Annotated in this window: 14 protein-coding genes; 10 read left to right on the top strand and 4 right to left on the bottom strand. The window is 47.6% G+C overall.

Going from position 1 to position 16,014, the window contains the following annotated elements; translation table 11 throughout:
* Nucleotides 1–8: 8 nt before the first annotated feature.
* On the bottom strand, nt 9–1,691 hold the full coding sequence (locus tag VK958_RS06180; protein ID WP_325239910.1) for a DEAD/DEAH box helicase: 1,683 nt from the start codon (nt 1,689–1,691) through the stop codon (nt 9–11).
* Nucleotides 1,692–2,083: 392 nt separating this feature from the next.
* Here VK958_RS06180 and typA point away from each other — a divergent pair, with 392 nt between their 5' ends.
* The 4 genes from typA (at nt 2,084) to VK958_RS06200 (ending at nt 6,952) form a co-directional block, all read left to right on the top strand.
* Complete coding sequence (gene typA, locus VK958_RS06185; protein ID WP_325239879.1) at nt 2,084–3,892, top strand: translational GTPase TypA; 1,809 nt, start codon at nt 2,084–2,086, stop codon at nt 3,890–3,892.
* Between the two features lie 179 nt (nt 3,893–4,071).
* Nucleotides 4,072–4,884 carry a polyphosphate kinase 2 family protein gene (locus VK958_RS06190; protein ID WP_325239881.1) on the top strand — a complete coding sequence of 271 codons (813 nt, stop codon included), beginning with the start codon at nt 4,072–4,074 and terminating at the stop codon, nt 4,882–4,884.
* Nucleotides 4,885–5,003: 119 nt separating this feature from the next.
* Nucleotides 5,004–6,305, top strand: a complete 1,302-nt coding sequence (locus VK958_RS06195; protein WP_414683860.1) for a HAMP domain-containing sensor histidine kinase — start codon at nt 5,004–5,006, stop codon at nt 6,303–6,305.
* A gap of 8 nt (nt 6,306–6,313) precedes the next feature.
* The gene (locus VK958_RS06200; RefSeq protein WP_422655917.1) at nt 6,314–6,952 is read left to right on the top strand and encodes a response regulator; all 639 of its coding nucleotides are present in this window, start codon (nt 6,314–6,316) and stop codon (nt 6,950–6,952) included.
* Here VK958_RS06200 and VK958_RS06205 read toward each other — a convergent pair.
* Both VK958_RS06205 and VK958_RS06210 read right to left on the bottom strand, forming a co-directional pair.
* Nucleotides 6,949–7,848, bottom strand: coding sequence for a DMT family transporter (locus VK958_RS06205; protein WP_325239885.1), 900 nt, complete (start codon nt 7,846–7,848; stop codon nt 6,949–6,951). The genes VK958_RS06200 and VK958_RS06205 overlap by 4 nt on opposite strands.
* A 15-nt stretch (nt 7,849–7,863) precedes the next feature.
* Nucleotides 7,864–9,015 (bottom strand): aromatic ring-hydroxylating oxygenase subunit alpha, encoded by a 1,152-nt coding sequence (locus tag VK958_RS06210; protein WP_325239887.1) that lies wholly within the window; start codon nt 9,013–9,015, stop codon nt 7,864–7,866.
* A gap of 272 nt (nt 9,016–9,287) precedes the next feature.
* Between VK958_RS06210 and tal the strand changes: the two genes are divergently transcribed.
* The 3 genes from tal (at nt 9,288) to hxlB (ending at nt 11,694) form a co-directional block, all read left to right on the top strand.
* A complete protein-coding gene (tal, locus tag VK958_RS06215; protein ID WP_325239888.1) occupies nt 9,288–10,241 on the top strand; it encodes a transaldolase in 954 nt (317 codons plus the stop codon).
* Nucleotides 10,242–10,420: 179 nt separating this feature from the next.
* Entirely contained in the window at nt 10,421–11,053 is a 633-nt protein-coding gene (gene hxlA / locus VK958_RS06220; protein ID WP_325239890.1) for a 3-hexulose-6-phosphate synthase, read from the top strand.
* A gap of 104 nt (nt 11,054–11,157) precedes the next feature.
* Complete coding sequence (gene hxlB, locus VK958_RS06225) at nt 11,158–11,694, top strand: 6-phospho-3-hexuloisomerase (RefSeq protein WP_055825121.1); 537 nt, start codon at nt 11,158–11,160, stop codon at nt 11,692–11,694.
* Between the two features lie 41 nt (nt 11,695–11,735).
* On the opposite strand, the gene VK958_RS06230 is transcribed toward hxlB, so the two are convergent.
* Complete coding sequence (locus VK958_RS06230) at nt 11,736–12,440, bottom strand: HisA/HisF-related TIM barrel protein (protein WP_325239893.1); 705 nt, start codon at nt 12,438–12,440, stop codon at nt 11,736–11,738.
* Between VK958_RS06230 and VK958_RS06235 the strand changes: the two genes are divergently transcribed.
* From VK958_RS06235 to pabB, 3 genes are read left to right on the top strand one after another with little or no spacing between them, the layout of a single operon-like run.
* A complete protein-coding gene (locus VK958_RS06235; RefSeq protein ID WP_325239894.1) occupies nt 12,435–13,538 on the top strand; it encodes an ATP-grasp domain-containing protein in 1,104 nt (367 codons plus the stop codon). The two genes, VK958_RS06230 and VK958_RS06235, sit on opposite strands and share 6 nt — an antisense overlap.
* The gene (locus VK958_RS06240) at nt 13,535–14,587 is read left to right on the top strand and encodes a hydantoinase/oxoprolinase family protein (RefSeq protein WP_325239896.1); all 1,053 of its coding nucleotides are present in this window, start codon (nt 13,535–13,537) and stop codon (nt 14,585–14,587) included. The genes VK958_RS06235 and VK958_RS06240 overlap by 4 nt, the downstream gene beginning before the upstream one ends.
* On the top strand, nt 14,578–16,005 hold the full coding sequence (gene pabB / locus VK958_RS06245; RefSeq protein ID WP_325239897.1) for an aminodeoxychorismate synthase component I: 1,428 nt from the start codon (nt 14,578–14,580) through the stop codon (nt 16,003–16,005). Before VK958_RS06240 ends, pabB begins: the two co-directional genes overlap by 10 nt.
* Nucleotides 16,006–16,014 lie beyond the last annotated feature (9 nt).

Here is a 16,014-nt window from a genome sequence, read left to right on the forward strand (position 1 = left end):
ATGTTTGTTTATGCAAATGAACGAGGACGTTTAATACCACCAGCTTCACCAAATGGTTTGCCACCAGTGCGTGGTTTATTCGCGCCACGATTAGCACCATTGCCAGCGTTAGGATTGCCGAAACGCTCTTGTGGTTTCGCAGATGGGCTGCCAGCAGATGAACGCGGACGGCGTTGACCGAATTCTTCAGTCAATGCACGGGCAAATTGAAAGTCAGTGTCTTTGGTATAGCTTTTACTATTGCCATTGATTTCCCTGTCATTTCTTTGCTCGCTGACGCGTGGCTCACTATGTCTTTGTTCGGTCGGGCGTTGCTCACCTGTACGTGGAGCACGTGGTGCACTGTTTTGGCCTTCACGCATCACGCGGTCACCAAAAGAACTGTTTTCACGGTTGCCGCGGAATTCGCGGTTTTCGCGATTACCGCCACCATCACGACCAGCGCCGTCACGACTGTTGCCACGGAAGCCACCTTTACTTTGTGGACGGCCATTGCTGCTGCCAGGGCGTTTACCGCCATTGCCGCGTTTTTCACCACCATCATCCATACGGACAGTACGTTTTGGCTCGAAACCGGCAATCACTGCTGGCTGGAATTTATGGCCAGTGTATTGCTCAATCTTGCGCAACAGGTGACGATCAGTGTTGGAAGCAAAAGAAATCGCAATGCCTGAATTATTGGCACGGCCAGTACGACCAATGCGGTGTACGTAATCTTCAGCGAATTTTGGCAGGTCGTAATTGATCACGTGCGTAATACCATGCACGTCAATACCACGCGCGGCCACATCGGTAGCCACCAGTACTTTGACATCACCATGACGCAGCTTGGTCAAGGTACGGTTACGTGCGCCTTGTGTCATGTCACCATGCAATGCAGCGGTACTGTGACCAGCGGCATACAAGTCTTCAGCCAGTAAGTCTGCATGACGTTTGGTGCTTGTGAAAATGATTGCCTGGTTAACGTCTGGTGCAATCAGCAAATGCTCCAGCAGTTTGTTTTTATGGTTCATGTCATCGACAAAGTGCAGACGTTGTTCGATATTGGCGTGTTGCTCTTTTTGCCCAGCTACCTGAATCGTCAAAGGATTGTTCAGGAAACGTTTGCCGATATCCTTGATGCCATCCAACGTTGCAGAGAACAGCAAGGTTTGACGCTCAGCAGGCAACGCGGCACAAATTTTCTCAACATCAGGCATAAAGCCCATGTCCAGCATGCGGTCAGCTTCATCCAGTACCAGCATTTGCAAACGGCTCAAATCAATACGGCCACGCTCAAGGTGATCGATGAAACGGCCAGGTGTTGCAACCAGGATATCCAACGGTTGTGACAACAGTTTGTTTTGCAATGGGTAAGGCATGCCACCCACAATGCTGACACAACGTGCGCGCAAAAATTTACCGTACTTGCGGGCTGCTTCGTTTACCTGAGCTGCCAGTTCGCGGGTAGGGGTCAGTACCAGAATACGTGGGCCACGGCTACGTACTGGATGTTGTGTTGCCAGCAAGTTTAATGCTGGCAATGTAAAAGCGGCTGTTTTACCTGTGCCGGTTTGGGCAGAGGCCATAATGTCACGGCCTAGCAATGCGTCAGGAATAGATTGCGACTGGATAGGGGTTGGATTCTCATAGCCTGCATCGGTCAATGCACGCAAAATGGATGGGTCGAGATTTAAATCAGCAAAAGACAAAGACAAGGATGTCCCTTTCATAAACAATTAAAAAGGGCGCAAGTAAAGCAAATTAAAGCAAAGCTTATCCAAATGACAGCACAAAAACAATGTTGTGCCACATCATTAAAAAAGCCAAAGCAAATATGGAGATGAATCGCTTTTACCGGCGCTAGGCATAGCCACTAACCGATAAAAGAAGAGGTTGTCATGAAAACAACTTCTAAAGATGATAGCCTCAAGATTTCACGAGCTATCGACGGGTCAGGGCGATGAATTTAAAACAGTCGGGCATTAATTTCAACCCAGTGCGTTTTAAGTTGAGCGCAGTATAGCCATTTTATTTTAAAAGTCAAATATTTAACGTGATTTATGCTAAAATCGCGCCCTTTCCAAAACAGATGGCAGTTCACATGGCACGCAACCTCAGAAATATCGCAATTATCGCCCACGTTGACCACGGTAAAACCACCATGGTTGATAAGTTACTTCAACAATCAGGTACGTTTGCCACCCACCAGGCGGTCACTGAGCGTGTGATGGATAGTAATGATATTGAAAAAGAGCGCGGCATTACTATTCTGGCAAAAAATACAGCCTTAACTTATGAAGGCACACATATCAATATCGTCGACACACCGGGGCATGCTGACTTTGGTGGTGAGGTTGAACGTGTATTAGGTATGGTGGATGGCGTGTTGCTGTTAGTGGATGCCGTTGATGGCCCAATGCCGCAAACGCGTTTCGTGACCAAAAAAGCCCTGGCGCTGGGTTTGAAGCCAATTGTGGTGATTAATAAGGTTGACCGTCCTAGTGCGCGTCCTGATTGGGTGATTAACCATACCTTTGATTTATTTGCCAACCTGGGAGCCACCGATGAGCAATTGGATTTCCCGGTAGTTTATGCGTCTGCATTAAATGGCTTTGCGACACTAGACATGAATGCACCTTCAGACAATATGAAGGCTTTGTTTGATACCATTTTAAGTCATGTTGAGCCACCGAAAGGTGACAGCAATGCCCCTTTGCAATTACAAATTTCAGCATTGGATTACTCCACTTATACTGGTCGTTTAGGGGTTGGTCGTGTTACCAATGGCCGCATCAAGCCAGGTCAAGTGGTAGCCGTGATGCGCGAAGATGAACAAGTGGCACAAGGCCGTATCAATCAGGTGCTGGGTTTTAAAGGCCTCGAGCGCGTGCCGGTTGAAGAGGCTGAAGCGGGTGACATTGTCATTATTTCAGGGATTGAAGAAATCGGTATTGGCTTTACGATCTGTGACCGCGAAAAGCCGGTAGGGTTGCCGCATTTGGGTGTAGACGAACCGACACTGACTATGGACTTTATGGTGAACACTTCGCCATTGGCGGGTACTGAAGGTAAATTCATCACTTCACGCCAGATCCGTGACCGCTTAACTAAAGAGTTGTTGGTCAATGTGGCTTTACGTGTGGAAGATACTGAAGATACAGATGTGTTCCGTGTCTCTGGTCGTGGTGAATTGCACCTGACTATTCTGCTGGAAAACATGCGCCGTGAAGGCTTTGAAATTGCAGTGGGTAAACCCCGCGTGGTTTACAAAGAAGTGAATGGTGAAAAATGTGAGCCATACGAAATCTTGACAGTGGACCTGGAAGACGAAAACCAGGGCGCAGTCATGGAAGAGCTAGGTCGTCGTCGTGGTGAGATGTCAAATATGGAGTCTGACGGTAATGGCCGCACTCGCTTGGAGTATCGTATTCCAGCCCGTGGACTGATTGGTTTTCAAGGTGAGTTTTTAACATTGACCCGTGGTACAGGCTTGATGGCGCATATTTTTGATGAGTACGCACCTGTGAAAGCAGATATGCCAGGCCGCCGTAATGGTGTGTTGATTTCAGCCGAACAAGGCGAGGCGGTTGCTTATGCCCTATGGAAGCTCCAAGACCGTGGCAAGATGTTCGCAAGTCCTGGTGACAGATTATACGAAGGTATGATTATCGGTATTCATAGCCGCGAAAATGATTTGGTTGTTAACCCGATCAAGGGCAAGCAATTGACCAACGTACGTGCCTCCGGTACTGACGAAGCTGTGCGTTTGGTGCCACCTATTTCCATCAGCCTGGAAAGTGCTGTGGAATTTATTGACGACGATGAACTGGTTGAAATCACACCAAAAACCATCCGCCTGCGTAAACGCTATCTGCTGGAGCATGAGCGTAAACGTGCCGGAAAGGTTTAATTACACGAAAGCCAGCGCCAGCTGGCTTTTTTATTGCCTGTAGACAGGACTTCGATGCAGTTAATGTCGTTTTTCCGTCATTCATCAAAACTTGTTTTTCCCCGGATTTTTAACACGTGCTCGTCTAGTGAAAATAACTACGCTACACTGATGGCTATTACAAACACATAAAGATCATCATGGCCTTGCTTGAACAATATCGCGTTAACCCGAAAAAGTTTTCCCTGAAAAAAATCAAACCAGATGACAAGACTGCGCGCACCGGCAGCAAGGAAAGCGATACCAGTTTTTTGTTCGAATTAGCCCACCAGATTAATGTCAGGCAGGACATTTTGCATGCACAAGGGGAGCATAAGGTGCTGCTGATTCTGCAGGGTATGGATACCAGCGGTAAAGATGGCACGGTGAAGCAGGTATTCAGCGCTTGCGACCCCCTGGGCATCCGCCTGGCAAGCTTTAAGGCTCCCAGTGAAGAGGATCTGGCACATGATTATTTATGGCGCGTGCATGCGCAGGTACCCCGTAAGGGCGAAGTAGTGATTTTTAACCGCAGCCATTATGAAGATGTGCTGATTGTGAAAGTGCATGACTGGATTGACGAGGCGGAAGTAAAGCGTCGTTATCAACAGATCAATGATTTCGAGCGTATGCTGTGTGAAACCGGTACTACTATCATCAAGTGTTTTTTGCATATCTCTAAAGAAGAGCAAAAAGAGCGTTTACAGGAACGCCTCGATGATCCGACAAAAACATGGAAATTTAACCCTAAAGATCTTGATGAGCGGGCATTGTGGGATAAATACATGCAAGCCTATGAGGAAGCCTTACAGCAAACCTCTACAGATTTCGCGCCTTGGTATGTGATTCCAGCAGACTCAAAAGCCAACCGCAACCTGCTGATCTCCCAGATCTTGCTGGAAACGCTGGAAAGCTTACCGCTGGAGTATCCTGAAAAACCAAAAGCCTGGGATAAACTTACTATCGAAGACTAGGCGAGACTTTTTAATGATTTTACGCTGTCAAAAACCAGGGTATCACGATTAAATAGCGCCATTATTTCAGCGCTTGATAAAAAATGAGCTTACGTTTTCGATTAAACCTGCTGGTCACCATGCTTTCATTAGCCTTTTTGGTGGCTGCCGGCGTGGTGCTGGTACGGGATACGCGCGACAGCATACGCGAGCGGGTGGAGGCGGCCATGCGGGTGACGGTGCAATTACTGGATACCGTGATTGTGAGTTCTGCCATGAACCCCAGCCTGGGCCCAACCCATTATGTGTTGCAGGATTTTCTCAAGTCTTTGGGTTATGTGCGTAGCAGCCGTATTGAGTTATATGATTATTCGAATACCCCGCTATATATTTCTCCCGGCTCCACCTTTAAAACAGAAATTGACCCGCCGCAATGGTTCGTCAAGCTGGTTTCACCGAAGGTGGAAACGGTCACGCGTCGTGTACGTTACGGCATCCTCATTATCACTTCCAGCGCCGAAGGTTCGATCAGAGAAGCCTGGTCCGGATTTTTGCAGCTGATTGTGATGGGGACCGGTTTTTTTGTGCTGCTTAATTTGCTGGTTTACGGTTTGTTAAGCCATGCTTTGCGGCCTGTGCATCATATATTGCGCGGCATCAACCAGATAGAGCAGGGTGATTTAACTACCAGATTGCCACGGTTTTCATTGCCAGAGTTTGATCGTATAGGCGCCAGCCTGAATCAAATGGCGGTTTCACTGGATGCCGAACGGCAGTTGGAGCAGAACCGGCAATTGACACAGCTGATCCAGCAACATATTGAAGATGAACGCCGTAGCCTGGCGCGCGAGCTACATGATGAGCTGGGGCAATACGTCACCGCCATTAAAACGTTTGCGGTGGCAATTGTGAACAAGACTAAGGATAAAACACCCGATATTGCTGCCAGCGCGCAAACCATTGTGGCGGCTGCCAATCATATTTACGATGGCATGCACAATATCATCCGCCAGTTGCGTCCGGCGGCGATGGATAACATGGGTTTGATAGAGACCTTGCGTGATATGGTGGCTGGCTATCAGACGCAGCACACAACGCTGGATATTCAGTTACAGGTCACTGGGCAATTCCAGCCCATGGGCGAAAACGTGAATATTAATATTTATAGAATCGTGCAAGAGGCTGTCAATAATGCGATCAAGCACGCGCATGCGAAGTCAATTAAAGTGCATATCACTTCAGGGAGCAATGATTTGTTGCTGACGATTATCGATGATGGTGTTGGCATGCCTGAAAAAGAGATTGACCAAACGCGACATTTTGGCCTGCTCGGCATGCGTGAAAGGGTACAAGCCCTGCATGGACAATTTAAAGTGGTTTCACAGCCTGATACGGGCCGAGGAACAATGGTTGAAATTCGATTACCTTTACAGGCTGCTTAACAAGGAAAATAAATATGATTAGCGTGATGCTGGTAGATGACCATGCAGTCGTCAGAATGGGGTTCAAAATGCTGCTGGAGTCCGATCAGGATATCAAGGTGATTGCTGAGGCCGAAAGTGGTGAGGCAGCCATCCGCGCGTATGTGGAGCATCATCCGCAAGTAGTGGTGATGGATATCACGATGCCTGGCATAGGCGGAATGGAGGCCATAGAGCGTATCCTGGCCAAGGATAATCACGCCAGAATCCTGGTCCTGTCGGCACACGAAGATTCGGTACATCCAAAACGGGTGTTGAATGCAGGCGCGATGGGCTATGTCACCAAGCGCAGCGCGGCCGAAGAGTTGATTAAAGCGATCCGCAGCGTGGCTAACGGTAAAAAGTATATTGAAGCCAGCGTGGCACAACAGATGGCAATTCAGCAATTGTCAGGTGAACAGAACCCGGTCGATGTATTGAGTGAACGTGAGTTTGAGGTGTTTATGTCACTGGCACGCGGTAAATCCACCAATGAAATAGCGGAGACCTTATTTTTAAGTCCACGGACGGTAGGCACGCATTTATACAATATCAAGCAAAAACTGAATGCCCAGAATTCAGCAGAAATAGCGCTGATTGCCATGCGCTGTGGCCTGCTCGAACCTTAAGCAGACTGGCGCGGACTGCTAGTGCGGGAACTGACAATCCCGCTCAGCATGATCAATAACATTCCCATGTATTCAATCCAGGATAGATGTTCACCCCACCAGATCACCCCCAGCAAAGTTGCAAACACGATGGTGCTGTAAGCCAGGCTGGCGACGGTCAAGGTACGTCCGGTGCGGTAAGCGCGTGTCAGTGCGAGCTGGCTGATGGTGGCGGAGATTCCCAAGCCCAGTAGTAACGGTAAATCCTGCCACTGTAACGAGGTGATTTGGGTATTCAGCATCAGGCTGCCGCTGGCGACAGTGCAAACCAGTGTGAAATAAAACACCGTCCGCCAATCGGGCTCACCACTCATGCCTAATTGTTTGACATGCACATAAGCCAGGGCAGCACCCATACCGGAAAGCAAACCGACACCGCCAGCCAGCCATGAATTGGGCTCCCATCTAGGATGAAGTAACAAAGTCACACCAACAAACCCGGCGATCACACAAAAATTTAAGGTGTTTTGCTGCCTGCGTGATAAGGGTTGTTCGGCATTGAGCAACCATGGAGATAACAATGCCAGAAACATCGGCGAGGTATAGTTAAGGGTAATGGCCGTTGCTAGCGGTAAATTGGCAATGGCATAAAAAAATAGCAGTAAAGCGATAAACCCAATGCATGCACGGCTCATCTGCTTGCGCAACATCGGGGTTTTGAGCGGCTTGCCTTGCCAGTAAACCATCGCAGCGATAGTAATAAAACCAAACATTGACCGATAGAACACTAATTCTGTACTGCTGAAGCGTTGGGAGCCAGTTTTTACGCATGCGCCCATGACCGCAAAGCCAACACCAGCCACCAGCATCCATAGGCTGCCTAGTTTCCAGTGTCGCGGATGAGATAAAGCAAACAAAATGAAGTGATCTGACTAGCGCACAGAATGTGAGGGCAGGTGAGACTCGATTCGTGCGCGATACCAGCGATGGAAATGTTCCAGGCCGGTTTCCATCGGATGCTGGTAAGGGCCGCGCTCATCTTTACCAGTCAGGTAAAGCGCTTTGCGGCCATCATGCATGCGCTGGCAGATTTCGTTATCTTCAATAGCAGTCTCAAAATAGGCGGCTTGTTGTGCTTTGATATATTCGCGTTCAAACAGGGCGATATCTTCCGGATAATAAAATTCAACTACATTTTTGCAGGAATCCACACCTGTCGGGATGATGTGCGATACGACCAACACATTCGGGTACCACTCAATCATCAGGAAAGGATAAAGCACAAACCAGATCGCACCATATTTTGGATTTTTACCCGCCTGGTAATCGGTAATTGCTTGTTGCCAGGCTTTATATGTCGGAGACAAGCTATAATCCGGCAGTGGTTTATAGCCCACGGTCTGTACGCTGTAATGCTCACCGAACTCCCAGTTCAGCTCACCACAATCCACAAACTGATTCAGGCCAGGATGGAAAGGGCCGACGTGGTAGTCTTCAAGATACACCTCAATAAAGGTTTTCCAGTTGAAGTCATAGTGATCAACAACCGCCTGGTCAAAGTAATAGCCGGTGAAATCGAACTCCTGCTTGCAGCCCAGTTGTTTAAGCGTGTCGGCAATCTGCAATGGTTTGCTTTTAGGTGTGGGCTGGGTAGCTTTAAATAACAAACCTTGCCAGTCATTCAGCGGTTGGTTCTCCAGATGCAAACAAGGATTTTTTTCAAAGTGGGGTGCGCCAAGCAGTTGGCCATTCAAATCATAAGTCCAGCGGTGGAGCGGGCATACGATATGCTGGGTGTTGCCCTGGCCGGAAAGCATGACTGCCTGGCGATGACGGCAGATATTACTCACCAACTGCTGCGTGCCCTGGTTATTCACCAGAGCCATTGCGTTGTGCATCCAGTCCAATACCCGAAAATCGCCTGTATCAGGCGTCATGCAAGCGTGCCCGACATATTGCGGATGAAGCGGAAACAAGTGCGCTTGCTCTAATGCATAAATTTCCGGATTGAGGTACCAGTCAACAGGTAATTGTGCGAAGCGAGTCTTGTGTTGTTCTTTATTTAAAGAGGTGACAGAACCCATATTTCAAACTGATTGAACACTTGCAAAAAAGAATAATTGTGCCCGAAAAGGGGGGAGATGAAAAGCCAAACTGGTTGTCATGGCAACAGGTTATAGCTGCCATTCCTTGATCTGAATCAAAGTAAAAGGCTTTGCTCAGGTGTGCTTTAAACGTCATGCAATCAGCTAGTTATTACAACAGCGCTTAACTAACTCGATTAAATTCAGTTATAATATTGGCGGTTTCTATGTATAACTATACGTAACGATAATTGCATTTTAGGAGCAAACGAATGGCAAATTTATTAGATCAGTTGAAAGCGATCACCACTATTGTGGCTGACACAGGTGATGTTGAAGCGATTAAAAGTGTTAAACCGGTAGACGCTACTACCAATCCATCCCTGGTATTGAAAGCCAGCCAGATTCCTGAGTACGCACCTCTGATCGAGACAGCTATTGCTTACGCAAAAGCGCAAGGCGGATCTAAAGAGCAACAAATTGAAAATGCAGCCGACAAACTGGCTGTGCTGATTGGCGCTGAAATCACTAAAGTGGTTCCAGGCCGTATTTCTACTGAAGTAGATGCCCGTTTGTCTTTCAATATCGATGCCATGATCGCTAAAGGCCGTAAATTGATCAAACTGTACGAAGATTCTGGTATTTCAAAAGAGCGCGTGCTGATCAAACTGGCTTCTACATGGGAAGGCATCAAAGCCGGTGAGCAACTGGAAAAAGAAGGTATCCAGTGTAACCTCACGTTACTATTTGGTTTTGGCCAGGCACGTGCTTGTGCTGAAGCTGGCGTATTCCTGATTTCTCCATTCGTTGGCCGTATCCTTGACTGGTACAAAGCGAAAAACCCAGGTACAGAATACACACAGGAAACTGATCCAGGTGTGGTTTCTGTACGTGCTATCTACCAGTACTACAAAGAACACGGTTACAAAACAGTGGTGATGGGTGCTTCTTTCCGTAACACTGGTGAGCTGATCGCCCTGGCTGGTTGTGACCGCTTGACTGTGTCTCCTAATCTGCTGCAAGACCTGGCAGCCACTGAAGGAACATTGGTTCAAGTATTGAAAGATGGCGGCAAAACTAAAGAGGCACCTGCCAAAATGACAGAGGAAGAGTTCCGCTTCGAATTGAACCAGGACCCTATGGCCACTGAGAAGTTAGCTGAGGGCATCCGCGGTTTCGTGGCTGACCAAAACAAACTGGAAACTGCATTAGCCGCAAAACTGTAATATCTCTGTGAGAACATGAGAGAACGGGCAGGACCTGCCCGTTTTTGATTTTTTCACTCAGGCTAAATTGGCCTGTGACATTGACTTATTTTGGCTGCCAGCTTACTATTAGCGACCAGCTTGAATTGGTAGTACGCTAGAAATAGCATTTAGAAACTTATTAATATTTGGAGAAAAACATGGCATTAACTCAAATGGCATTAGACTCATTGGATTTTGACGCAACTGTTGCTTTGGCAGAAAAAGTTGCTCCGCACGTTGACATTCTGGAAATCGGTACACCATGCATCAAGCACAACGGTATCAAATTGCTGGAAACTCTGCGTGCTAAATTCCCAAACAACAAAATCCTGGTTGACTTGAAAACTATGGATGCTGGTGAGTACGAGTCAGAGCCATTCTACAAAGCTGGTGCTGACATCTGCGTAGTTTTGGGTGTATCCGACATCGGTACAATCAAAGGCGTAATCAAAGCTGCTAACAAATACGGCAAAAAAGCACAAGTTGACCTGATCAGCGTTGAAGACAAAGTTGCTACAACTAAAGAAGTTGTTGCTGCTGGTGCTCACATCATCGGTATCCACACTGGTTTGGACCAACAAGCTGCTGGTCAAACTCCTTTCGCTGACTTGGCAGCGATCGCAGGTTTGAACCTGGGTGTTGACATCTCTGTTGCTGGTGGCGTTAAAGCTGCTACAGCTGCTCAAGTACGTGACGCTGGCGCGACTATCATCGTTGCTGGTGCTGCTATCTACGGCGCTGCTGATCCAGCTGCTTCTGCTGCTGAAATCACTGCTATCGCTCACGCTTAATTTTTTAAGTATCAATAAGTAATTATTGATAAGCGATTATAAAAACCCGACTCAGCAATGTGTCGGGTTTTTTATTTGATATTTTGAATACACAGGACAAAAACATGGATCATCAACAGTTTATTTTGGACAATTTAAAACGTATTTTAGACGTGACTGATAAGTCGAAAGCGGCTGAATTACTGAAATTAGTTGAAGAAGCAGGCTCAACATTTATTGGGGGCGCAGGTCGCTCACTGTTGGTCTCACGTTTCTTTGCAATGCGTTTGGTACATTCTGGCTACAGCGTTTTCATGATCGGCGAAGTAGTGACTCCAGCCATCAAAAAAGGTGATTTGCTGATTTTGGTTTCCGGTTCTGGCGGTACTGCAACCCTGCTGCCATTCGTGAAAAAAGCCAAAGAAGTGGGCGCTAAATTAGTGGTTATTTCTATGAAGAAATCCTCTGCCATGGCAGATGTGGCTGACCTGGTTGTCCAGATCGGTCAAGACGACAGCTTCCCATTAGTTAAAGGTATGCCTATGGGTGGTCAGTTTGAGTTGTCTACCCTAGTATTCCTGGAAGGCGCAATTTCTGAATTGATTCACGCTAAAGGCCTGACTGAAGAAGGTATGCGCGCATTGCACGCAAACCTGGAATAAGCGTTATTCCTCTCATAAAAACCGGCTGAATGGCCGGTTTTTTATTGGGCCAAGCGATGCAACTCTGCTGATGTGATTTTCCCTTGATGCAATGCGCTAGCAATCAACACGCCGTCAGCGCCTACGTCGGTAAGTGCTTGAATATCCTCAATATGCCTGACCCCACCGGCAGCATATAGCGATGTCTGTGTATTTTGTTTTATCGCTAATAGCTTTTCTACATCCGGGCCCTGGTTTGCACCTACCTTGGGCAGACTCATCACGATGGTGGGCTGCGACCAATGCACGTAATCCGTTTGCAGGCGCTCGGGGCCATGAAAGCCATCCTGAAAGTAGTCCAGCGATAACACGCTGTTTTCGGCCAGGTGACGCAGTTGTTGGTAAGTTTGCAAATCGCTCAGTGATTCACTGGCGATGATCGGCCTGATCGCATCATCCAGCCAGGGTTCAAGTGTTTCAAGGCTTGTAAGCCCGGCATCTATCCACCATTCAATGTGTGGAAAAGCCTGTATGGCGTCGGCAATATGGGCACGGTGATGAGCTAAGGTCCCATTGCCAGTGATGGCATTTAAATCAGCAATATACACACAGTCAAATGGATAAACTTGTAAAATAGCAGCCACGACATCGAGCAGAGCATGGCTATCAGTCAATCGTGATTGTATTGGGCGGTAAGATTGACGTTGCCCCTGTATGGCCTGTACCACCTGACCATGCATCAAATCGATGACGGGAATAATATGCAAAATAAATCTCGCTTGAAAATCTGGGTTTGTGAATATGTCAGTGCCGGTGGCCTGGCCTCTGAAGCATTGCCCGCAAGCCTGTTACAGGAAGGCCTGCTGATGCGTGATGCTCTGCTGGCTGACTTATCGGAACTGAATGTGGATTGTATCACCAGCCACGATGCCAGGGTGATGCCCCCAGTCAGCATATCTAGCGTAGCTATACAACCTGCAGATGATGTGTTTGCACTCTGGCGCAAGCAATTGGCTGCCAACGATATAGATGCTTGCTGGGTAATAGCTCCGGAGACGGATGGCATACTCGAACGCATGTATCAGTTGGTACAAGAGGCAGGAAAACGCTGGATCGGCTGTAGCGCAGATGCCATCAGGAAAACAACTTCAAAATCGATGATGACCAATATTTGCGATCAGGCAGAGATTTCAGTGATTCCTTGTCGCTACTTAAAAGTGTTAATGCCATTACCATCCCTGCCTTTTTATGGAGATAGTACTGCTGGCTGGGTAGTTAAACCCGATGATGGGGCTGGGTGCGAATTCACTTATTACTTTAAAAATGATTCAGAAGTTAATGAATTTAATAATAAAATAAAAAATAATCACTCAGTGCCTTATGAGCAATTACTATTGCAACCTTATATTGCTGGGCAAGCTTTAAGCATGTCTGTTTTATCTACCAAAGACCAAGTGAAAGTCATTGCAGGCCATCAGCAAAGGATAACTATTAACCAGGGACGTTTTGGCTTTGAGGGCGCAGGGGTGAATGAGGCAGCGCAATATTTACCTCTGATGCAAGTGCTGGCAGAACGCGTTAAAAAAGCTATTCCGGGTTTGATTGGTTATTGGGGTGCGGACATGATATTGACGGATAACAATGCGTTAACCTTGGTTGAGATTAATCCTCGATTGACGACTCCCTATATTCAACTTTCCAAATTACTGACGGAGAATCCAGCAAAAAGCATACTGGATGCGGTTTTATATAACAGGCTGTCAGCGTATGCAGCGCAATCGTCGGTTTCTCTGGTATTGCCATCTGTTGAAGGGGAATTTGATGCAGAGTCCGATGCTGGGTCGAATGAAAGTTTTGCAGTATGAGTAAGGTGGTGGTTGGTTGGGATATAGGCGGCGCACATGTGAAAGCAGTGATGCTGGATGCGCAAGGGCGCGTCTTGCGTGTATCACAGCAGGCCTGTGCTCTATGGAAAGGTCTGGACCTGCTCGAAGACTCATTGCAAACACTGCTGGATTTATGGTCGCTGGAACCAGATCAATGCGCGCATATGGTAACCATGACTGGTGAACTGGTAGATTTATTTGAGAACCGTGTGCAAGGCGTACGCGCTATTGCAGACACTGTGAAAAAACGATTGCCACAAGCCATGTTCTATATGGTTTCACAGAATGATAAAGCCTCGTTTGTTGCATCAGTGGATGGCAAGGAATCTGATATTGCCTCTATGAACTGGCACGCTTCAGCGCAATGTCTCGCAGAAACGAATGTAGAGTCAGCCATGCTGATTGTAGATATTGGTAGCACCACCAGCGATATTACGGTTTGCAATGCACATCAGGTGCAGACTAATGGCTGGACAGACGCTGAACGCATGACCAGCCAAGGTTTGCTCTACACTGGCGTGGTCCGTACGCCTCTGATGGCGTTGGGGCCTTATATTGATTGGCAAAAGCAGGCGCGCCATATTGCCGCCGAGTATTTTGCTACCACTGCCGACGTTTATCGCGTGCTGGAAGAATTACTTCCTAAGCATGATCTGGCAGCTACAGCCGATGCTCAGGATCGCTCTTTGCAGGCTAGCATGCGGCGTCTGGCACGCATGGTAGGACATGACCTGGAAGATGGCGATACAGTCTATTGGCGCTCGCTGGCACAAGCATTCAGGTATAAACAATTGTCGATGCTGGTCGATGCGATTCAATCATGTATAAAAAAATCAGCTATGCAACCCCAAACCTTAACAGGGCTAGGGGCAGGCAGTTTTTTGTTGCCTGAGATCGCGCATCGCTTAGGTATGATATACAAACCGGCATCCGCATCAATATTGGCTGATGATCCCCAATTAAAAAACGACGCAGAAGTGTGTTTTCCGGCGTATGCCGTTGCGAGATTATGGCAAGCATGGCATTGATTCAATTAGAGTTACCTTATCACGAAGGCGCTTATTGGCTGACACAGGTCAGGCATATGCTGTGGCCCATGTTGCTGGAAAGTGGGCGTGTTGATACCGTAGAGAAACAGTTTTCAGTAGATGAAGAGGTGAGCCTCGGTGCCAGGTTTGACATTGTGGTTGCGGAACCGGTGGCCAGAATTATTCATCGTCGTCCGGTGACAGAGGTGCATGTTGATCATGCGCTTCAACAATATGAAGAGGATCCTTTCGCAGTCATCAAGCGTTTCTTAGCACCGCACAAGGTTGACCGTGTCACCGATGTGCCTTTTGCCGGTGGTGCACTGGGTTATTTTTCATATGATTTAGGACGCAGCATTGAACCTATGCCGGAACTGGCTACACAGGACATGCCTGTGCCAGAATTATTGGTCGGTATTTATGACTGGGCGATTGTGGTGGATCATCATAAACGCTGTTGCCACCTGGTTTCACATGCTCGGTTTAACACGCCTGAATCATTACGTGCATTGCAGCTAAGCTTATTACAGCCTAAGGATCAGCCTAAGGATCAGGCATTTAGCGTAGTTGGCGACATAGCGCATAATATGGACAAGCCAACCTATGCGAAGGCTTTCCAGAAAGTAAAAAACTATATTCTGGCAGGAGATTGCTACCAGATTAACCTTGCTCAACGGCTGGCAGTCCAGGTGCAAGGCGATGCATGGCAGGCTTATGACCAGTTCCGGCAGTTAAGTAAAGCACCGTTTATGGCCTATTTACAGGTGGATGACGGGCAGGGTATGTCATTCGAAGTGCTTTCCATGTCCCCGGAGCGTTTTTTACAGGTGAGCGATAATAAGGTGGAAACTCGCCCCATCAAAGGTACCCGGCCCAGGCATTCGGATGCCGAGCTGGACAAGCTTGAAGCCGAATCATTAGCGCATAGCATCAAGGACAGGGCCGAAAACCTGATGATAGTGGATTTACTGCGCAACGATATCGGCAAAGTATGCGAAATCGGCTCGGTCAAGGTCGATGCTTTGTTCCGCTTGCAGCGATTCACCAATGTGCATCATCTGGTCAGCATTGTGCGTGGTGTGCTTGCGAGTGGCTATCACGCGCTTGATTTGCTTCGCGGCTGCTTCCCCGGTGGGTCAATTACCGGGGCACCTAAATTGCGAGCAATGGAAATCATCGAAGAGCTGGAACCGCACAGGCGCGGCATTTATTGTGGCAGCATAGGCTACATCGGGTTTGATGGTAGTATGGATACCAATATATCAATACGCACAGCGGTTATCTGTAACCAGACCATGACCTTTTTTGCAGGTGGCGGCGTTGTTGCTGACTCTGATTGCGATAAGGAATACCAGGAAACGCTGGATAAAGCTTCGCAGTTTCTTAAACTGGTGGCGCAATTTAAAACGCATTCTTAATTTTTTCGG

This window comes from Methylophilus sp. (assembly GCF_035460085.1).
In the GTDB taxonomy this organism is placed as follows: Bacteria; Pseudomonadota; Gammaproteobacteria; order Burkholderiales; family Methylophilaceae; genus Methylophilus.